Consider the following 20,651-nt stretch of genomic DNA (forward strand, 5'->3'; position numbering starts at 1 on the left):
TCTAATAATTATATTTCTCCCCTATGGACAGCCTCCTACTCTTAGATATCCTAACCTCTCCTACCATTACCCTATCGCCTGATGCATCGGCAGAAAGCGCGCTGAAGCTTATGCGGTCCGGGAGTATGAGCGCCTTAGTTGTTGTCAATCAAGAACAGTATCCAGTCGGTATTTTTACAGAACATGACAGCCTTAAAATGGCCTATTCCGGGATTGACCCAAAGATGGCCACTGTTGCTGAGGTCATGGGAAAACCACCGCTGGTTGCCACTTCAGATGTAAACTATCGGGAAGGCTATAAGCTGATCTCTGAGCACTTTGTACGCAATCTAATCGTTGTCGATGATGCAGGTAGGCTGGTTGGGCTTGTCACCGAGAATGATTTCTTAAAACATTTGAGCTGGGAGTTTATGGTGCACTTCAAACGGGTGGGTATTCTCATGACCCGTAATGTTGTGGTGCTAGAGAAACAGGCCTCTGTCAAAGATGCGGTTGACCTTATGGTCAATATGCAGGTTTCTTCGGTCGTTGTTGTCGATGAAAACAGGCCTGTCGGTATCTTTACCGAGCGCGATATGGTGTTACTTGAGGCGGCCACTAACGATCTGAAATCTATATCACTGGCAGAAGTGATGTCTGCACCCGTGATCTCAATTACAGAAAATATGACGCTTCCTGAGGCTATAGCACTCATGGAAGAGGCGAGCACTCGGCGGCTTGTGGTGACAGATGAAAACGATTCAGTTGTTGGCATCATTACGCACCAAGACATCGTCAAGCAGCTCTATGATCGGCATATTGAGTATCTACTGGAGTCCTTGAAAGAGCAGGATCTGGAACTGATTCAGTTGCGGGATCAAATAAGAGTGGAAAGGGCGCTACGGCTGAGTGAGGATCGGCTGGCGGAATCCCAGCGTCTGACGCATATTGGCAGTTGGGAACTGAATCATGTTGAGAGAACGCTTTGGTGTTCTGATGAGGCCTATCGCATTTTTGGTTTTGATGCAGAGCAAGATGCGGCATCCTACGATCTTTTTTTAAATCATGTTCACTCCGATGATCGACAGTTGGTTGAGCAGACCTTTCATGACGCTGTTGCCCATCATAAACCCTACGAACTCATTCATCGCCTACAGCATGATGATGGGGAGATCAGGTATGTCATAGGCCGCTGTGAAACTTTCTATGATGAAGGAGGGACCGCCGTGCGGTCTATTGGGACTGTACAGGACATCACACAACATCATCAAGCGGAGTTAGTAACAAAACAAAACCATTTATTACTTGATTCAGTGGTGGATGGATCTGCAGATCCAATCTTTGTGAAGGATGAAAAAGGCGTCTATATATTTGCCAATCAGGCATTGGCTAACCTGGTAAATAAGACGACAGAGGAGATCGTTGGTCAGACTGATTATGCGTTTTTTCCTGAGGAGATTGCCAATAACTTCCGAGCTGATGATTTGGAGGTTATGGCAAAAAAAAGCAATGAGACTTTCGATGAAGAGGTCATTGTTGATGACAAATCAATGATCTACCTCACGACCAAGGGTCCACTGATTCTTGATGGTGAGATAAAAGGTATATTTGGTATCGCCCGTGATATTACGCCACTTAGACAGGCCAGAAACGAATTACACAACAGAGAACGTTTTATTAGTCGTGTTCTCGGCTCATCTTTAACCGGTATCTATATCTATAACTTGACTGAGGGAAAGAACGACTACATCAATGCACGTTATTCTGGGTTGACTGGATACAGCCTGGAAGAAATCAATGACATGCCGTCTGAAACGTTTATTAATCTTTTTCATCCGGATAACAGGGAAGAGATCTTGGCTCACATGAGCTCCTTCACTCATGCAGAGGATGGTGAGGTTAAGAAGATTGAGTACCGCTTTCTGAAAAGCGATGGTGATTGGATGTGGTGTCTTTCTTGGGATTCCGTATTTGAACGTGATGAATCGGGTGCCGTGATCCGCTTTATCGGCACCTTTGTTGATATTACAGAGCAAAAATCTGCTACTGATGAATTAACCAGAATCACTTCTGATTTGGCACGGGCTCAACGAGTGGCAAAAATGGGTAACTGGACCTATTCAGTGCCCGATAAGACCATTCAATGGTCACGAGGTATGTTTGATATTTTTGGAAGGGAAGCAGATGACAGCCATCTTAATTATGAAACCCTCCTCTCCTGGATTCATCCCCTTGACAGGGCAAACCATGATGCCTACATGCAAAAAATGCTGGCGCTTACTCCGGGTAAAACGATTGATATTTTGCGCTATCGGCTTATCCGTCCGAATCAGGAGGTTCGGTGGGTAGAGATTACATTTGAATGTGAATTTAATGAGGAAGCACAACCCTACATATTTTTTGGTACTGCGCAAGATATCACCCACCAAAAAATGGGTGAGGAGTTACTGTTGGGGCAGCAGCATATTTTGGAGTTGATATCACGAGGTAGCACATCACTTACCAATATATTTGAAGAAATTGTTTCACTTGCAGAGTCGCAGTTTTCTGATATCGCGGCTTCAATTCTTCTTCTTGAGAATAACCAGTTCCGTTTGGGTGCAGCGCCTTCAATGCCCGATGCATACAACGCGTTGCTGGATGGATTGGTCATTGGCCCTAATGTGGGGTCATGTGGTACGGCTGCTTACCGTGCCGAACGCGTGATAGTGGCCGATGTGGCAACGGATCCATTATGGGTTGACTATCGCGATTTGGGCGCCAGGGTTGGATTCCGTGCCTGCTGGTCTGAGCCTGTATTGGATGCTGGGCGAAAAGTATTGGGGACCTTTGCCCTGTATCGATCAACAGCCGGTGAACCCACCCTTGCAGAGATCCATCTTATTGAAGGGATGGCGCGGCTGGCCAGTATTGCGATAGAGCGCATTCAATCAGAACAGCTACTCTCCCGGGCGGACAGTGAGTGGACGCAGGTCATGGATAATTACACGGATGTGATCTACCTCGCTGATATGAATCGGCAGCTGCTACGTGCCAATAAATCTTTTTACAAGATGATTGGTGCTACTGCTGAACAATGCCTTGGCCGAAGTATTGAGGAGCTACTTCATCCCCAAGGCGAGGAAGAGGCTTGCCCTATTTGTATCGCACAAAAAGCGCAGATTGAAACTGTTATCACCATGGAGCCAGGTGATGCCTTCAATCCTACAGACAAGCCCATGGAGGTGAGTCAGCGATTAGTATTTGATAAAAATGATAAGCCTTGTGCCATGCTGGTGAGTATCCATGACCTAAGTCATACGCGAAAAACAGAGGAGCGTTTAAGACTTGCCGCCAGTGTATTTGACAATACCGATGAAGGCGTGGTCATTACAGACACAAATAGCACTGTCATTGAGGTGAATCGTGCCTTCACGGATATCACCGGCTACACGCGTCAAGAAGTGGTTGGTCAGAATCCAAGGATACTTAAATCCGGGCACCATGATGAAAGTTTTTATCGTGACTTATGGAGTGCAATCCAGGAAACAGACCGATGGAGAGGAGAGCTATGGAATCGACGAAAAGATGGTTCAATTTATCCAGAATGGATGACCATTAGTTGCGTTAGAGATAGGGATGGTGCATTAACCCACTATATAGGCGTGTTTACCGATATCAGTCAGATAAAGCGCTCACAGGAGCAACTTGACCATCTTGCACACCATGATTCTCTAACCAACCTACCCAATCGATTATTACTTCATGAGCGCCTTGATCAGGCAATAAAGCATGCAGAGCGAAGCCATACACAACTCGCAGTAATCTTTATTGATCTGGATAACTTCAAAAATATCAACGATAGCCTTGGTCATCCTATAGGGGATCAATTGTTACAAAGTGTAGCCGTAAAACTTAGCAAGTCTCTCAGGCAAGGTGATACGGTCGCGCGTTTGGGTGGAGACGAATTTGTACTTTTGCTCGATGAAATTGATCAATCAGATCATGCGGCGGTAATGGCCAGAAAAATTAAAAACATATTTGCCGCTCCATTTCTTCTGGATAATCATGAAATTCATGTGACGACAAGTATGGGTATCTGCCTCTACCCGCAAGATGGAACTGATAGAGAAACACTGTTGCGAAATGCGGATGCAGCAATGTATCGAGCCAAGCAAGCGGGCCGCGATAACTTCCAATATTACACCAAGGAACTCACACAAAATGCCTTCGAGCGGGTCTTGTTAGAGAGCAGTTTACGAAAGGCGATCGAGCAGAATCAACTGGCATTACTGTATCAGCCACAATTGATGATTGAAAATGACAAAGTGGTGGGTGTGGAAGCATTAATCCGCTGGAATCATCCAGATTTGGGCATGATCTCCCCGGTAAAATTTATCCCGATTGCTGAAGAAACGGGACTTATTCATTTGATTGGCAGATGGGTCATGCGTACGGCCTGTAAGCAGGGTATGGCGTGGTTAAAGAGTGGCGTGGAATTTGGACGGATTGCAATCAATCTGTCTGGCCCTGAAATGCAGCGGAAAGATCTTGCAAGCCAGATCAAGCTAATTCTAACCGAAACGGGATTCCCTGCTGAACGAATGGAGCTTGAGGTAACGGAGAGCTTTATTATGCAAGGCGCTGCCTCTGCGGTGAGTCAGCTCAATGAACTGCGGGAGTTAGGGGTAACGCTCTCAATCGATGATTTTGGAACAGGCTACTCTTCATTGAGTTATCTAAAACAACTGCCCATTCATAAATTAAAAGTTGATCGCTCTTTCGTTTCTGACATCCCTGATGACAAAGATGATATGGCCATTACCCAGGCTATTATTGCGATGGGGCATAGCCTTGGATTAAATGTTATCGCTGAAGGCGTAGAGACAATGGAACAGGTGAGTTTTCTTAAACAGGCAGGCTGCCTGGAAGTGCAAGGATTTTTATACAGTAAACCCATCAGTCCTGATGAGATCATAACGTTTTTGTCGCGCTCCAAGCCTATTGAAGCGTGACAATAGGTTGTATAACGGCATGCGCTATCGGTGCCGTTATTTTTGTCGCGCAGGTACGGGTACGTCTAAATTATTTCAAATGATCACTGGTTTTGTTAAGCATGTGCCGAGTCAGCAGGTAGAGGAGGAATGATTCGTAGATGGCTGCAGCAAGTATGACGCCCATGGTAATCCACACCGTTACTTCAGTGGAAAGGTAACCGCTGTGATGCAGCAGATAGATAGGGGTCAGTATCACCAGTGATACCGCCAGCGAGACCCAAAGCATGTGATAGCTGTAGGGCAGTTTGCTCGTACGGATGAGATGGTCCTTCATATAAACAGTTCCTTTGTCTGATATTAAACCCTACAAAATACATGTTTATGTGACTCTCTTGTTTATAGCCTCTGTGTGTGACAAGTCAAGCAATTGCCAAATTAAAGAATTAAAGGAAGGAGGGGGCTGTAGATAAACGGTGTTGTTCTGTTTCTGTACTGGCGGTGGAATATTTTTCGCCGGTTATTGCTGTTCTCTCAATAACTTGATCTGGAAGAGCACGTTCCGTTCTTCCTCTTCCAGCACCGATTCGATATAGCGAATGGTTGCCCGATAGCGCGGAATAATATTGTATTTCAAGGCATTCACCCGTTTCTGGGCTTTGCGTTGTTCGGCCATGAGACGACTGAGTGCCATTTCTGATTCGCCCAAACGTGTGAGCATCTGGGCCGTCTCAGTCAGCTCTTTTCTTGTCTCGTCGAAGCTGGTGTCTGTACCGAGCAGTCCTACCGGTTCCATGGTGAGCAATTCGGTTGAAATAGCCGGGTATTCCACCCCCATACTGCGTTTGGGAATGATATTGATCTGCAGCGTTGGTGCTATACCGAGGGCCGTCTGTTGCAGTGCTCGACTGCCCATACGCAGATGGGCAATGCCCAGCCAGTGATAGGCCGCTTTAATGGATGCATGGGTCTCTTGCCGAAGCTTTTGATATTCACCCACGCGTTCATAAACCAGGCGCGTTAGCAGTTCCCGCTTTCTCTCAAGCAGGGCATGTCCATCCTCAAGAAAGCGCACCTGCTTTTTCATTTCAAGCAGGGTGTTCTTTGTGGGTGGCACTTTGATGAGCTGCTGTTGCGTCATGTTACTGGAGTACTCCGTTATTAATCCGCTGAACGGTGATACTTGGCTAAATCCGCCTCTTGTACACGGGTCAGCATATCTTTTGGGAACATGCTCAGCAGTTCCCATGCAAGATTGAGTGTTTCGATAATGGAGCGATCTTCATCTTCTCCTTGTCCGACAAACTGACTGTCAAATGCCTCGGCAAATTTTAGATAACGCCGATCTCGTTCTGATAGCTCCTCTGCACCAATAATGGCGGCGAGATTCCGTGTCTCCATCGCCTTGGCATACATGGCATAGAGTTGGTTGGCTACCCGGGGGTGGTCTTCCCGTGTGTCATCCTTGCCGATACCATCTTTCATCAGGCGGGACAGGGACGGAGAGATATGCACGGGTGGGTAGACCCCCTGGTTATGCAACTCCCGGCTCAAAACGATCTGTCCCTCGGTGATATAGCCGGTCAGGTCAGGAATAGGATGGGTGATATCGTCAGATGGCATGGTGACTACCGGTACCATGGTGACCGAGCCGTGACGATCCTTGATCCGGCCAGAGCGTTCATAAATCTCTGCCAGATCGGAGTAGAGGTAACCGGGATAGCCTTTGCGGGAAGGGACATCGCCCTTGGCCGTGGCGACTTCCCGCAATGCCTCTGCGTAGTTGGTCATGTCTGTGAGAACAACCAGTACATGGCGATCGAGATCAAAGGCGAGGTATTCAGCTGCAGTCAAGGCAACCCGAGGCAGGGCCAATCGTTCTACCGGTGGATCATCGGCCAGGTTGATATACATCACCACATTACCCAGTACGCCTGAGTCGGCAAATTCCTCCTGAAAGAAACGGGCATCAGCATAAGAGACACCCATCGCCGCAAACACGATGGAGAAACTGCTCTCCTCATCCACCAGTTTGGCTTGACGTACAATCTGCGCGGCGAGTCGATTGTGGGGCAGGCCTGAAGCAGAAAAGATCGGTAGCTTTTGTCCCCGGACTAATGAGTTCAATCCATCAATGGATGAAATGCCGGTCTGAATAAATTCTCTGGGATATGTGCGGGCCGCCGGGTTAATGGCTGATCCGTTGACATTACGGCGAACGTTGGAAAGGATCGGCGGACGTCCATCTTTTGGCGTGCCGATGCCGTTAAATATACGTCCGAGGATCTCTGGTGAAAGATTGATCTCGAGGGATTGATCGAGAAACCGAACCCAGGTGTTTTCCAGATCCAGATCACCCGTCCCCTCAAATACCTGGATCAACGCCTCACGCTCACTGGTTCGAATCACTTGACCGTGACGTTTATTATTGAGGTGGTCGCGGATGATTACTTGATCACCAAAGGCAACTTGAGGGGCTTGCTCTACGATCAGCAGACTCCCTTGCGCGGAGGAGACTGTACGATACTCTTTAGCACTCATTGTGTGTGCTCCTTGAATTTGGCGTATTCAAGACGGATCTTGCTGAAGGCCTGTTTGAATTCCTCCATCAATAGTCGAATCTTGTCGCACTGATCACTGCTGAAGGTCTGCTTGGCGCGACGTGCCTTGGCCATCAATGGAAGATCGGTGAGTTCCTGTACCGAGATGCCCAGTTCAATCAGTTCTGAACCGCGGTCAAAGATCATCAATACCATATCAAGGAGCAGAAACTGTTTTTCCGGTGAGGCAAAGGTATCAACGGGATCCAACGCACTCTGTTGCAGTACGCCCTCTTTAATCATTGCAGCACCCTCCAATTCCCAGCGTTGTGCGGAAGAGAGTGCTTCAGGGCCGACCAGATTAACGATACGGGAGAGTTCGGCATCTCTTGCCAACAGTCCCAGTGCCTGCTTGCGTCTATGTGCCCAGTCTGGACTGATCTCCTGATGCCACCACTGAGCGGCGGTGATGACATGCTCGGAGAAGCTGCCCACCCAATCAATGGAGGGGTAGTGGCGTGCATCGGCCAACTCTTTGGAGAGTGCCCAGAAGGTCTGGATGATCTCTTTAGTGTGTGCGGTTACCGGTTCGGAGAAGTCTCCGCCTGGGGGTGAAACGGCACCGATCAGAGTGACCGATCCCTTGGCACCTGTTTGGGTTTCTACCCGACCAGCACGTTCGTAAAAGGCGGCCAACCGCGAGGAGAGATAGGCGGGATAGCCATCCTCTACGGGCATCTGTCCCAATCGCCCGGATACCTCGCGAAGCGCTTCGGCCCAGCGGCTGGTGGAGTCCGCCAGCATTACAACGTCATAACCTTGATCACGATAATATTCGGCCATGGTGATGCCGACATAGATAGAGGCCTCACGTGCAACTACCGGCATATTGGAGGTGTTGGCGACCAGTAGGGTGCGCTCCATCAACTTATGTCCCGAGTAGGGATCTTGCAGTTGAGGAAATGTCTCCAGTACATCCACCAGTTCATTGCCGCGTTCGCCACAGCCGACGTAAATGACAATATCCGCGTTAGACCAGCGGGCGATCTGTTGCTGCAGCACTGTTTTGCCTGCACCAAAGGGTCCGGGTATGGCGCTCTTGCCCCCCTTTAACAGCGGGAAAAAGGTATCCAGAATACGTTGACCGGTGATGAGTGGTGACAGGCCATGATCACGCCGTCTATATGGGCGCGGTGAGCGCACGGGCCAGTGTTGGTACAGCATCAGTTTATGTGGCTTTCCATCGGCGCTTTGCATGCGGCCGATTGGATCATCCAGCTGATAGTCACCCTCCGGTGCCAGCTCTAATAACTCGCCGGACTGATTCGGTGGGACCATGATGCGGTGTTCTATGATGGCGGTTTCCTGAACACGACCAATCAGTTGTCCGGGTGAAAGCATAGCGCCAATTGCTACGCCTGGCTCAGGAACAAAGTGCCAGGTACGTTCCCGGTTCAGTGCGGGCAGGTTGATGCCACGCCCAATGTGATCGCCGGACTCCAGAAATACCTTGTCCAGTGGTCGTTGGACACCATCAAAAATACTGCCTAACAGACCCGGCCCCAGTTCGACAGAGAGGGGTTTTCCAAGTCCGAAAACCTGTTCGCCTGGCTTGACGCCTTCAGTGGATTCGTAGGATTGCACCAGGGCAATCTCGCCCTTGAGGGCAATGACTTCACCATACAGGCCCAGGTTGCCGATCTTGACCTGTTCACCGTTGCGAATGCCCGGTAACTGGATGGTGAGGATGGGCCCATTGATCTCGCGGATCGTGCCCTGATTGTCTGTTTCGCTCATCGCATACTACTCAGGTTATCTTGTACGGTACCCGCCGGGAAGAGACGCTCCAGGATGATCTGGTGTAGCCGATTTTCCAGACGCTCTTCTCTTCCTTCAAAGGTGTTGTTGAGACGAATTAATCCGTCGTTGCTGCTGATAATCACACCGCCTATCGTGTTGACGATTGATGAACTGAGAGAAATGGTTTTATCAGGAACCAACTCTTGGTAAAAGCTGTCCCAGATCGGTTTCAGTCGGTCATGGTCTCTATTATTGAATGAGGCGGTCAGCTCATTTCGTTCAAAACTGTGTGCCGCAGCGGCAATCAACTGTTTAAGCAGTGGGAGATAGGTCGCTTCATCGGCTGCGAGCGCAACAACTCGATCTCGCAACTGTTGCTTCACCGATATCACCAGGTTCCAACGCAGATGATCCATCTCCTTCTGCAGTTTCAGTTCATTGGCCTGTACCTGGCGGCGAAACGTCCGCTCGGCCTTTGACTTGGCCAACAACACTTCTCGCTCTTCCCGCAAGTGCAGCCGTTTATGTGCCTCTTGCTGGATGTTGTCCCGGCTTCTCTCGGCCCGTTCGCGATACTCAACTGCCAGTCTGTTCGCTCGGTTGAGTATGGCAGTTTCCAGTTCCATTACCTGTTCCATAACTACTCCTGACCGTACTGCAATTCACCACCTAAGAGCTGTTGCAGCCTGTCATCAATCTCACACTGAAAGTTGTCGGGTTCTGACAGTGAAGGGATCTGTGTGATAACAATATATCCACCTTCTGCGCGGATGCGTTTGAGTAGCTGAGAGTCGCAACTGGCCACTTTATGCCCAAGAATAATAAACGCTTTCTCGCGTTGCCTGAGCAAATCGGCTAACTGTTGGTCCAGCATCTCCTGGGTCGGATCGGCCCAGGTTTCGAATCCAATCAGTTTGAAACCATCGGTCAGCGCCGCCTCACCCATAAAGATCATGCGGGTCGGATGATTGTTGTCTTCGATATGAATCATGAGCTGTTTTATAGTTTATCCAGCAACAGGATACTCATCACCAGGCCATAGATAGCGATACCTTCGGCGAGTCCAAGATAGATCAGTGTGCGCCCGAATATTTCTGGCTTTTCTGCCAATACGGCCAACGATGCTGCACCAATCGGTCCTACCGCAATACCCGCAGCGACGGTACTGAAGGCAGTCGGGATGCCGACACCGATAATGCCCAGCCCCATACCCAGTGAAATTTCTGCAGAGGCTTCGGCCAGGGCAGGTGCGGCGGCCACTTCTTGAATGCCAAAAAACACCAGCAGCGCCTGGGCCCCGACAAACAGAAACAGGTTGCCGCCAATGGCCGGTTTGAACCAGCGTTTTCCGCTTATACCCTTGGTTGGATGCAGCTCAATCATGATGCCGGTAGCGATCAGGCCGACAATACCCAAGGTCATCAATGTAATCAGCCAATACATGGTTTACTCCTTTGTTCCAAAATGTTGTATGAGTGTTTCTGCATGGCCCGATACTTTAAACAGGCCAATGTTTAAATAGTTGCTCATTTCAAACCTTCTAGCGAGAGTTTGAGTGGTGTAAATTCTTTACCGTCTCCTGAGAAGAAGCGGGAGAAGCCTTCATAATATTCCAAGCGTAAAGCCTGGATGGTAACGATGGCACCTTCCAGTACCAGGATAAAAATGTTGCCACCAATTACCATCAGCCAATGACCCGTTCCCTCCATCATATCGGCCAAGGTAAATACGGCAATTGCCAAGGCGACATGGTTCAGGCTGAATGCGGCCACCCGCAGGAATGAGAGCGTATTGGAGATATAGCCAGTCAGTGTTTCAAAGGTTTCAATTGTAGCGACCAACATGCGCTCACCCGGCGTGGCGTGAGTTTCAATCAGTTTGAAAGCGAGCAGTGTCAGCAGTGTAACGACACTCATGGATGCTGGAATTATCCCAAAATGGCCTGTCAGGTAAAGATTATAAATGCCACCCAGTACGCTCAGATAAAGGGTGATGCTGACGACACCGTTGGTATCAAAGAGTGCATGACTTAACTCACCTGAAACCAAACGGTTGTGGATATACAGCAAACTGATCACCACCATGAAACCGATGCCCCAAAGCAGCGCCATGCTCAGCATATAAAGGGGATCCGAAAGGGGCGGCAGCCAGATCGCATGGAATAGATGCTCATAGCCAAACAGGCTGCCGTAAAGTAATCCGAATAGTGCAGCCGAGAGTCCGGCGCAGATCACAAACGGTGTAAAACTCTTGAGCTTGCCCCTGGCCAGCCAGGCGGCCAGTGTAATCACCAGCCCATGTCCGACATCCCCAAACATCATGCCAAACATGGCGATAAAGGAGAATGCAAAAACCAGCGTCGGATTAATCTCGCCATAGCGCGGAATGCCATACTGTTTTACCAGTGATGAGAACGGGGAGGTTAGCCAGTTGGTGGGCAGGAATGTAGGTACCTGGCTATGCTGTTCTCGCGAAGGTGTGGTCGCTGTGATGCGAAATGGATTCTGTAATGTTTTATTTAACGTTGATTCTATCTGGTGAAGCGCTTGTTCTGGCACCCATCCGGTGATGATGGCGAGTTCTCCGATGTTACGTGCGGCATCATCCATGGCGACGTAAGGTTCGGCCATGATCAGGATGTCACGACACTGTTCAAGTCGCGGACGCAGTTCTTCAGCACAGGCGGACATCGCCGCTTCTCTTTGTTGTCTTTCCTGATGCAAGTTTTCACGGCGAAGCTGTAATTCTTGTCGAATGCGCTCGGGTTCATCATGCAGCTCAGGTGGAATCTCTAGTGCATGAAATCCGGCGGTATCCAGTACCGAGGTCAATTCATGTTCCCGTTCTCCCTTGGGACCAAGGATGATGACGTGAGTATGCCCGGCATTTTCCATATAGCTGAATAGCAGATAATTCGCCAGACCAATAGCTTCTTTCAGTTGGGGTACGTTGGCGCTGGGTAACAAACCGATACGCAGGTCAAGAAACAGCCTGTCACCGTGTAGTAGCGCAAGATCAATGTTGAGCGTTGCAAAATTGTCCAGCGCCTGCTCCAGTTGATTAAGCATTTGTGCTTCATCAGTGAGACGACGGAAGTGTTCCTCATAGGCGGAGCAACGTTCCCAGACTTCACCCAGCCATTCATTGGTCTGTTCAAGTTCTGGTTCTGTTATGACATGCGTGGCAAAGGATGAGGAAGCTGGGTTCAGTTGGATGTGATTTTCAATTTTTTGAAGTCTTGAATGCGCCTGATGATAGACACCACGATAATGCGTCCCGGGGATTTCAGGGAAACTTTCAGCATACGTTTCCGCGCTGTAGGGGCTGAAGTTACCCAGTTCAGCCAGCGAAAGACTGGCCTGAGGAAGATCGTCCTTCAGTAGCTGAATCAGCACTTGCTTCATGGGGAGTGGCCTAAACACCTTGCGCCTCCAGCTTGATATCAGCGGCCTGACGTATCAGTTGCTCATCCAGTTTTAACACGCGTCCCTGAATAATCGCGAAAACCCGCTTCAAGTCCAACTCGCGCAACATCATATAGGCGAGTGAGCGAGTGACTGCGGAAGGGCTGAACAAGAGACATCGTCTGGCTTGATGGGTCAAGCGTTCACCCATAGCCAATTCAACGTCCATGATACTTGTTGTGTCAGCAAGTTGCTCATTGAGCGGTGCTGGCAGTGCGTGCAGTATCTGGGTGATCTCTTGCATGTTGACCAGTTGCTTCAGCAGATCCGCTTGAAGTTGGCGTCCTGACGGTGCCATCAGGTAATAGGTTTCTGATGGGGAGAGTTTGTAGTTGAAACGATAACGTAGTAACCAGGGGAGGTTTTGCCGATCAATCAGTGATCCGATCAAACGAAGCAGGGTGGGTTGGTCATCCTGATCACAGTTTCTGGCGTGTTTGAGCAAGCCTGTGTAATAGCGCTGGTCAATCGTCGCATCCAGTGAGAAGGATTCATTCTTCTCTTCGAACACCCGCCGCGCCTGCCGGGCAATACCCTCATACGGTGTCTGCTCAAGTTGTCGCAGCAATTCAGGGACATTCTCAGTGCGCAGTAACTGCTCATGGGGCAAACTGATGAGCGAGGGAAGGATATGCAGGCTTTCCCGAATCTGATCGTAGGGCATGTCATGCAGCTTGCCGCGGATAAGTGCCTTGAGGTTATACAGTTCAAACTTGCGCGACCAGTAAATCAATATATCTCTTGCACTGCCATTCAAGGGTCGTAGCAGAATGGAGAGTTCATTCATCAGCGTATTGATCAGCCCTCGTTCGATCACTCTGTTTAACTCGGCTTCGCCCAGTCCACGATCAGATAAGCCGCCCAGGCCAAATTGTTGTTCAAGTGTTTGGAGTGGGGCATGCAGAAATGACTTGATGTCAGTTTCATCAACCAGTTTTCCCGACATCACGGATGCGCGTGTCTTGAGATAGGCTTGGTTAATGGCGCTGTTCATGATACGGCAATGAACCCCTTAAGGTAGATCTGCATCTGGACTAATCAATAGATCAAATGCCATGTCTAATGCCTCTGTTTCACGCGCTTCTGCTGTTGTGCGCAGTTGCAAATGATGTTCGTCGTAGCGTTTTTTTAACTCACTGTTGGTCTGTATTGCCCGCTGCTCTGCTTTATCGATAAAGGCGCTGTGTAGCTCGGGTATACGGGCTTCGAAGCGCTCCTCCTCAGCATGGGCCTCGCGAAGGGCACCCTGGATGATGCGTTCCCGCTCTTTATCGGCCTTATGCACAATCTCCTCGGCCTTTTTTTCGGCATCCAGTAAGCGTTGCAGTGTTTCGTCCATAATGCTCCCCGATTTACTGAGAAATAGTTTAGCAATTGATCATGTGCTTATTATTGCGGCAGGTCAGTTAGTTCGTCTATTACAATTATCAATCTACCCCGTTTCTTACACAGCATAGACTTCTTGGGTGATTTTACCGATCAGCGTTAGCATGCTTACCGCTTTACTGAGGGTTTGCGCCCCGCAGGCAACTTATTGCTCTGTGCGGTGTCGGATTCAGTATGTGCTATTTAGCCGTGCGCCCGCTTGACAGGAAAGGCCAAAGAGGGGATGTTCAACCCTATGCAGCGAGACATGAATAATCGGTTTCTACTGATGCTGGCGATATTGGTCGGTCTGCTGTCGTTTGGGCCAAATTATGGATTCTCCACTCATGCCGATGGCAATCAGGCATACCTGCAATCCCACAGTGATTTGGGTGATTGTGCTGACACTGAACACTCCGTTGGCTGCGTAGGGATGTCAGCCGAGAGACCGCTGCACGATAATGGCTGTAGCGATCATTGTGATTCATCCTTTGGGTCACAGCTCTGTATCAACACAGAGTACACATTTGAACTCCCTTCGGGACATCTGTTTCAAACCCATGCTACTGCCCGGCTCACTGATCCGGTGCCCACGACACTGTTACGTCCTCCACAGAACTACTCCTGAGCGTATTTTACTCAAATACCGGATGCCTTAGTGCTGAGGGTATGTCGATATAGCTGGCTTTATGGCCAAAGTCTGGAGAGCGTGTCTTGAACTACAGAATCATCACTGTGGGGCTACTGTCCCTTTTACTGGTCGCCTGTTCCAATGAACCGAACAGCGCCACCAATGCGGCCCCCGCTAATAGAGCGGTGGCATCATCTCCCACAGCCCCTGTCAAGTCCTGGTACCGGTTTGATCAGGTCAGCGCGGGTGCCCGGATCTATCAGGACAATTGTGCTGCCTGCCATGGTAAAAAAGGAGAGGGTGCCGAGAACTGGCGCAAGGCAGGCCCTGATGGCAAATACCCTGCGCCACCGCTGAACGGTTCTGGTCATGCCTGGCATCATCCGCTGAATATTTTGTTCCATACGATTAAAAATGGCTCCCCCGGTGGGCAGGGTAACATGCCGGCATGGGGTGAGAAGTTGAGTGATGAGGAGATTATTGCTGCCATCGCATGGTTTCAGTCCAAATGGCCCAGAGAGATTTATCAAAACTGGGTTCAACGGGATGCAGCGGCACGATCCAATCGGGGTTAATCATGGCACCGGGTCATACGCGTAATTGGAATATGCTATGACCCGTTGACTTCGGGTGACGGAATCCCCGAAGGTTCTTTTCATGCTTTGGCAACTATGAGTACTTGCCAGAAAGAGAGTAAGCGATGTTTCAACACCATCAAATCCACACACGTCCTCTTCTCGTTGGTGCGATTGTCACGTTGTGCCTAATGAATCCGCTGACACTTTCAGCCCATGGGAAGGCCACAGGCATAGTGAAAGAGCGTATGGATATGATGAAAACGATGGATAGGCAGATGAGATCAATTATGGCGATGATGAAAGGAAAATCCTCCTTTAATACTGAAAAGATCAGTGCCTACGCTAAAAGTATTCGTGTTGCTTCACCAAAACTGCCTGCTTTATTTCCAGAAGGCAGTTTGCACAAGCCTACGGAAGCGTTGCCCCTGATCTGGGAGGAGTGGACTCAATTTTCTGCATTGACAGAGAAGATGGAGAAGGAGGCGACCGCATTACAGGTCTTAGCTGTCCAGGATGACAGAGCGAAAGTAAGCCTTCAGTTTGCCCGATTAGAGAAGACCTGCAGTGGCTGCCATAGCGATTTCAGAAAAGAGGATTAATGATCAATAGGGTGATGCGTGACTCATGGTTGGCATCCCTGGAGAGCATGGTATGAGCAGAGATCAATTCATCAAAATGCGCGGTGCCTGGGATACACGGCACTGGATAAGTGTCCCAGCTCTGAGTCATGAAGCCGATGGTTTACAACTGGAAAAATCACTGGCTGAACTGCCGGGCGTAAATCGGATTATTGCCTATCCGCAGAAAAAAAAGATTCGCGTGACCTATGACCAGACCCAACTCAACTATAACCAGATTCTGGAAAGACTGGAGTCCATAGGTTTTCCTGCCTCAACGGGATGGTGGGCCCTGCGTAAGGCGGGATGGTTTCAATATCTTGATCAGACCGCCAAGGAAAATGCGTGTGCACCTGATCCGCCCTGTTGCAGTAATCCAAAGGGAATAGGTTCTGGGTTCGAACGGAAAAAGCGGAAGCCTTAACGATATATGTCGCGTATACCCGTTCATAAAACAGATCAATGTTATAAACGCTTAAGAAGGTTTTTATTTATGCTGAAACGAGTTGTGTTCGTTGTGTTGCTGACACTAAGCCAGCATTCAATAGCGGAGACTGGACAGCCCGGACTTTCCTCCGAGATCACAAATGGTAAGCGGCTTTATGAGCAATACTGTCTCACCTGTCATGGTGTTAATGGCGTGGGTGAACGTCCGATACCAAAGTACATCAGGGCTCCTGGTTTTCTTACGGCCATGCCGTTAAACGAGGCCTCCCATGCCTGGTATCATAGCGATGAACAGCTGATTGAGGCTGTTTTAAATGGGTTGCAACGAACACAACGCATGCCGGCCTGGAAGGGCATTCTGAGTGAGCAGGATGCACGCCTGATTGTCGCTTATATTAAAAGCCTCTGGAGTCCCAGGATCATTGCCTGTCAGGGACCTAAGCACATGAGTTGCATGTGATCGTTTTCCAGTGATTGATCTTTCGTAGGACGGGTTGAGCGGAATCAAGGTGTTAATAGGATTCAGTGTTTAGACTCACTTATCCAATCATTCGAATGTATAGGTGAAGGATGTCTGTACGACTCTCTGAGCTCAGCTGGAAAGCACTGTTGGCTGGAACTGTAACTATTCTTGTTTTTGGGCTCATAATGCAGTTGGTCTTTGTCAGCACCGCGGCTGGGCAGATGATATTTTCACAACATTTTCCGCAGTGGGCTCAAGTAACCCAATGGGCACTCTATGCTTTAGGTTTGTTACTGTTTCTTCTTACTATGTCGCTAGGTGGTTACATTGCCGCCCGTTTGGCCAAGCAGCACCTACTGTTTCATGGTGTTCTTGTGGCGGTATTGACGGGCAGTGTCACCTTTGCACAGTCACTCTCTGTGGGCGGATTGACCTGGTTTGGCTTGGTGTTTTTTATTCTCGGTATTCCATTCACACTCTTTGGCTGCTGGTATTGGATTAAGGTATCCGCTTCGAAAGGCGCATCAGCGGGTTGACTGGGCTGCACAGATTAGACTGATTCAATGATGAAAAGTTGTTTGCAGAAGGCTCCTGAATCTGAACGCTCTTTTGCAATCAAATCTTGTTACTCTAATATTCCTGGTTTCCTGTATTAGGCCTTGTTAAACCTGCTTGCATTCTCTGTCGTCGCTCCACTAGAGTAGAACGCAACGGCTTGCCTGCTGAGGCCTGGAGAAGCAGATCATGTACCGTTTACTGATGATGCGGTAGCGTTATTTTATCCCTATTTTATGTAAGGAAATGGCTATGAGCACGATGAAAAAGATTGTTGTATTGAGTGCTGTCCGTACTGCGGTGGGCGGCTATGGTGGCAGTCTGAAAGATGTGGCACCGGGTGATCTTGCAGCAACAGCCATTCGTGCTGCGGTTGAGCGTTCTGGAGTGAAACCCGCCGATGTGGGCCACACTGTACTCGGTCATGTTATCCATACTGAACCAAGGGATATGTATGTCTCCCGTTATGCCTCTGTGACAGCGGGACTTCCTGTTGAAACCCCGGCCTTCACCCTGAACAGACTTTGTGGCAGTGGTTTGCAGGCTATTGTATCGGCTGCCCAACAGCTTGAAACGGGGCATTGTGATGTGGCCGTAGCGGGTGGTGCCGAAGTCATGAGCCGTGCCGGTTATCTCACGCCTAGCCTTCGCTGGGGTGCACGCATGAGTGATGCGAAGATCGTGGATATGATGGTGGGTGCACTGACGGACCCCTTTGAAGGTATCCACATGGGCGTGACAGCAGAAAACATTGCAGAGAAGTGGGGCATCACCCGTGAAGATCAGGATGCACTGGCAGTAGAGTCACATCGTCGCGCTGCGCAGGCCTGGGAGAATGGCCACTTCGCCAGCCAGATTGTCCCCGTTGAGTTGAAGACCCGTAAGGGAACCACGCTGTTTGAGCGGGATGAACATTTTCGTACTGATGCCACCTTAGAAGGCATGGCGAAACTGCGTCCCGTGTTTAAGAAGGACGGTTCAGTGACCGCGGGTAATGCCTCTGGTCTGAATGATGCCGCTTCAGCTGTCGTGCTGGCTACGGCGGAATATGCCGAGGCTAATGGCCTGAAACCTTTGGCCAGACTGGTAGGTTACTCCCATGCGGGTTGTGAGCCGGCCTTTATGGGCATTGGGCCGGTGCCGGCCGTAAAAAGGTTGCTGGCAAACACCGGACTCTCAGTGGCTGATTTTGACGTGCTTGAGGTCAATGAGGCGTTCGCCGCCCAGGCCATCGCAGTATGCCGCGATCTTGATTTGCCGATGGATAAGACAAACCCCAATGGCAGTGGAATCTCCTTGGGTCATCCGATTGGTGCAACCGGCAGCATCGTGACCACCAAGGCGATTCATGAGCTGCATCGCACAGGCGGTCGGTATGCGCTGGTGACCATGTGTATCGGTGGCGGACAGGGTATTGCCGCTGCCTTTGAGCGTATCTGATAAAGCGTCCTCGTACGCTGTCAGATTGAGCTGGCACTGAACAAAAGGGCCTCTTCATCATGGCGTGAAGAGGCCCTTTTTATAGGATGCCTATTTCTGCATTCAGCTTAACCATCTACACTGCACTAAAGGGATACCTCGAGTCAGGACGTTATGGAATTAATAGATCTGGGCAGCATTATCCACTGGCTGGGATTATTCGGGATTACGGTGTTTGCTGTGTCTGGTGCACTTGAGGCGGCCCGGAAAGAGATGGATATTCTCGGTTTTATGTTGATTGGAACGGTCACCGGTCTAGGTGGAGGTACACTGCGTGACCTACTCTTGGGTGCGGTGCCGGTATACTGGGTACAGCAGCCGCTAACGGTCACCCTCTGTCTGGTTGCAGCGGTATTGACCTATTTTTTGGCGCCGTTGCTGGCTTCCCGTTATCGTGCACTGATTTGGATGGACGCTATTGGATTGGCAACCTTCAGCATCACCGGTACCTCTATCGCCCTCTCACTGGGCTCGCCTCCGCTTATCGCGGTCTGCATGGGAGTGATGAGCGCTACCTTCGGTGGCATTATTCGGGATGTGCTCTGCTCAGAATCACTGGTGCTTACTTCAAGAGAGCTGTATGTCACCACGGCGGCCGCAGGCGCCTCCAGCTATCTGGTGCTACAGCTGGCAGGTGTGGGTGAAATCATTGCTACCCTGGGTGCCTTTGCAATTGGATTCGGTTTACGCGCTGCCGCCATCGTTTTTGGTTTGAAGTTGCCGCGCTACAAGCGTCCCGTTACTTGAGTGGGCAATCTGTTTCAGAGTAATCGTCGGGGTTCTTCATCCCCTAACTGATAAAGCTTTGCCGCAATACCCATGCTGAACAGGGAAAAGTTTTCGATATCGCCCCACTCGTCACCGGAACCCATCACTTTCTCCTGATTATCCAGCAACACCCGGACCTGATAGCGACCTTCACTGCGCTGATTGGGCATGTTGAGTTCGGCGGTGACGTAGAGTGAGGGATTCTCCTCACCCTCATCGAGGAGTGCCATGATAAAATGATATTGCGCGCTGTCATCACTCTGGATTTCGCCCAGGATGTTTACCAGGAATGAACCGAGTTGGTAGCGTCTGATTGGCAGTGCTGTCTTTATGTGTGGGGTTGTCATACCGCGACTCCCGTGATGTTGATTAAACCAGGCCCTATTATGGCGGAAAGGGGAAACAGTTGCATATCACCATCATTCCCTGCTTTAAGTGGGTGAATGGCTGGTCGGTGAAATAATTGTCGTGCTACTCTGGTCATTATTAATGAGACCGGGCAATAACCGGCTACTTCAGCGGCTGATGATTTTCCAGGCGTGAACGAAATTGCGGGCGACAAGATATGGCAAAGAGAATGCAAATAGGCTGGCTGGGGGCGCTCTGCGTCTTCATGCCGGCCGTGCTAATGGCAGAGAGCATTGAGGGGCGACTGAACGGACTTGATTGTGCCTCTCATGGCGAGATGTGTCCGACCGATAAAGATGATCCTCATGTTCTTCTGGAACGGGATTTCGTCATTCAGACTGAGGATGGTAACTACTTTTTTATCACCAATATGGATTGGCGAACCAAGCTGCAACACGTTTTGTCTATGGTGCGCGTTGAAGGGAAACGCAGCGAAAAGCGCATGGCGATCTCTGCCGATGAATTCTGGGTGAAACAGGATTCGGGTGTCTATACGCTTGAGTGGAGCCTGGCTAGGGCACGTGAAGCGGAGAAGCGGCGCAAGAAGCAACAGTCGGTATCACCAGCCAGCCAGCAGTAGATTT

The 20,651-nt window shown here is 49.7% G+C and carries 21 protein-coding genes; 10 read left to right on the forward strand and 11 right to left on the reverse strand.

Annotated elements, in window-relative coordinates; translation table 11 throughout:
• The first annotated feature begins 23 nt into the window (after positions 1 to 23).
• Positions 24 to 4,973, forward strand: coding sequence for an EAL domain-containing protein (locus FHP88_RS17100; RefSeq protein ID WP_144360318.1), 4,950 nt, complete (start codon positions 24 to 26; stop codon positions 4,971 to 4,973).
• Positions 4,974 to 5,043: 70 nt separating this feature from the next.
• Here FHP88_RS17100 and FHP88_RS17105 read toward each other — a convergent pair whose 3' ends face one another.
• From FHP88_RS17105 to FHP88_RS17150, 10 genes are all read right to left on the reverse strand, one after another.
• The gene (locus FHP88_RS17105; RefSeq protein ID WP_144360319.1) at positions 5,044 to 5,289 is read right to left on the reverse strand and encodes a hypothetical protein; all 246 of its coding nucleotides are present in this window, start codon (positions 5,287 to 5,289) and stop codon (positions 5,044 to 5,046) included.
• Between the two features lie 183 nt (positions 5,290 to 5,472).
• Positions 5,473 to 6,093, reverse strand: coding sequence for a V-type ATP synthase subunit D (locus FHP88_RS17110; protein ID WP_144360320.1), 621 nt, complete (start codon positions 6,091 to 6,093; stop codon positions 5,473 to 5,475).
• Positions 6,094 to 6,113: 20 nt separating this feature from the next.
• The gene (locus FHP88_RS17115) at positions 6,114 to 7,493 is read right to left on the reverse strand and encodes a V-type ATP synthase subunit B (RefSeq protein ID WP_144360321.1); all 1,380 of its coding nucleotides are present in this window, start codon (positions 7,491 to 7,493) and stop codon (positions 6,114 to 6,116) included.
• Positions 7,490 to 9,289, reverse strand: coding sequence for a V-type ATP synthase subunit A (locus tag FHP88_RS17120; RefSeq protein WP_144360322.1), 1,800 nt, complete (start codon positions 9,287 to 9,289; stop codon positions 7,490 to 7,492). The genes FHP88_RS17115 and FHP88_RS17120 overlap by 4 nt, the downstream gene beginning before the upstream one ends.
• On the reverse strand, positions 9,286 to 9,930 hold the full coding sequence (locus FHP88_RS17125) for a V-type ATP synthase subunit E (protein ID WP_144360323.1): 645 nt from the start codon (positions 9,928 to 9,930) through the stop codon (positions 9,286 to 9,288). Before FHP88_RS17125 ends, FHP88_RS17120 begins: the two co-directional genes overlap by 4 nt.
• Before the next feature lie 2 nt (positions 9,931 to 9,932).
• Positions 9,933 to 10,283: a V-type ATP synthase subunit F gene (locus tag FHP88_RS17130; RefSeq protein ID WP_144360324.1), complete on the reverse strand. Its 351-nt coding sequence runs from the start codon at positions 10,281 to 10,283 to the stop codon at positions 9,933 to 9,935.
• Positions 10,284 to 10,291: 8 nt separating this feature from the next.
• Positions 10,292 to 10,735 carry an ATP synthase subunit C gene (locus FHP88_RS17135; RefSeq protein WP_144360325.1) on the reverse strand — a complete coding sequence of 148 codons (444 nt, stop codon included), beginning with the start codon at positions 10,733 to 10,735 and terminating at the stop codon, positions 10,292 to 10,294.
• An 83-nt stretch (positions 10,736 to 10,818) separates the two neighbouring features.
• Entirely contained in the window at positions 10,819 to 12,714 is a 1,896-nt protein-coding gene (locus tag FHP88_RS17140; protein ID WP_144360326.1) for a V-type ATP synthase subunit I, read from the reverse strand.
• Positions 12,707 to 13,750 (reverse strand): V-type ATPase subunit, encoded by a 1,044-nt coding sequence (locus FHP88_RS17145; RefSeq protein WP_144360327.1) that lies wholly within the window; start codon positions 13,748 to 13,750, stop codon positions 12,707 to 12,709. The genes FHP88_RS17140 and FHP88_RS17145 overlap by 8 nt, the downstream gene beginning before the upstream one ends.
• A gap of 18 nt (positions 13,751 to 13,768) precedes the next feature.
• A complete protein-coding gene (locus FHP88_RS17150) occupies positions 13,769 to 14,095 on the reverse strand; it encodes an ATPase (RefSeq protein WP_144360328.1) in 327 nt (108 codons plus the stop codon).
• 294 nt (positions 14,096 to 14,389) lie between these two features.
• On the opposite strand from FHP88_RS17150, the gene FHP88_RS17155 reads away from it, so the two are divergent.
• The 8 genes from FHP88_RS17155 (at position 14,390) to FHP88_RS17190 (ending at position 19,638) form a co-directional block, all read left to right on the forward strand.
• Entirely contained in the window at positions 14,390 to 14,749 is a 360-nt protein-coding gene (locus tag FHP88_RS17155) for a hypothetical protein (protein ID WP_144360329.1), read from the forward strand.
• Positions 14,750 to 14,835: 86 nt separating this feature from the next.
• Entirely contained in the window at positions 14,836 to 15,327 is a 492-nt protein-coding gene (locus tag FHP88_RS17160; RefSeq protein WP_186297774.1) for a c-type cytochrome, read from the forward strand.
• A 191-nt stretch (positions 15,328 to 15,518) separates the two neighbouring features.
• The gene (locus FHP88_RS17165; RefSeq protein WP_186297775.1) at positions 15,519 to 15,929 is read left to right on the forward strand and encodes a c-type cytochrome; all 411 of its coding nucleotides are present in this window, start codon (positions 15,519 to 15,521) and stop codon (positions 15,927 to 15,929) included.
• A gap of 52 nt (positions 15,930 to 15,981) precedes the next feature.
• Positions 15,982 to 16,371, forward strand: a complete 390-nt coding sequence (locus FHP88_RS17170) for a heavy-metal-associated domain-containing protein (protein ID WP_144360332.1) — start codon at positions 15,982 to 15,984, stop codon at positions 16,369 to 16,371.
• Positions 16,372 to 16,440: 69 nt separating this feature from the next.
• Complete coding sequence (locus tag FHP88_RS17175; protein ID WP_186297776.1) at positions 16,441 to 16,854, forward strand: c-type cytochrome; 414 nt, start codon at positions 16,441 to 16,443, stop codon at positions 16,852 to 16,854.
• Positions 16,855 to 16,964: 110 nt separating this feature from the next.
• Positions 16,965 to 17,393: a hypothetical protein gene (locus FHP88_RS17180; RefSeq protein ID WP_144360334.1), complete on the forward strand. Its 429-nt coding sequence runs from the start codon at positions 16,965 to 16,967 to the stop codon at positions 17,391 to 17,393.
• A gap of 271 nt (positions 17,394 to 17,664) precedes the next feature.
• Complete coding sequence (locus FHP88_RS17185) at positions 17,665 to 18,852, forward strand: acetyl-CoA C-acyltransferase family protein (protein WP_144360335.1); 1,188 nt, start codon at positions 17,665 to 17,667, stop codon at positions 18,850 to 18,852.
• Between the two features lie 153 nt (positions 18,853 to 19,005).
• Positions 19,006 to 19,638: a trimeric intracellular cation channel family protein gene (locus tag FHP88_RS17190; protein WP_144360336.1), complete on the forward strand. Its 633-nt coding sequence runs from the start codon at positions 19,006 to 19,008 to the stop codon at positions 19,636 to 19,638.
• A 14-nt stretch (positions 19,639 to 19,652) separates the two neighbouring features.
• On the opposite strand, the gene FHP88_RS17195 is transcribed toward FHP88_RS17190, so the two are convergent.
• Entirely contained in the window at positions 19,653 to 20,006 is a 354-nt protein-coding gene (locus FHP88_RS17195) for a hypothetical protein (protein ID WP_144360337.1), read from the reverse strand.
• A gap of 218 nt (positions 20,007 to 20,224) precedes the next feature.
• On the opposite strand from FHP88_RS17195, the gene FHP88_RS17200 reads away from it, so the two are divergent.
• A complete protein-coding gene (locus FHP88_RS17200; protein WP_144360338.1) occupies positions 20,225 to 20,647 on the forward strand; it encodes a hypothetical protein in 423 nt (140 codons plus the stop codon).
• The last annotated feature ends 4 nt before the right edge of the window (positions 20,648 to 20,651 follow it).

The organism is Sedimenticola selenatireducens (assembly GCF_007625115.1).
In the GTDB taxonomy this organism is placed as follows: domain Bacteria; phylum Pseudomonadota; class Gammaproteobacteria; order Chromatiales; family Chromatiaceae; genus Sedimenticola; species Sedimenticola selenatireducens_A.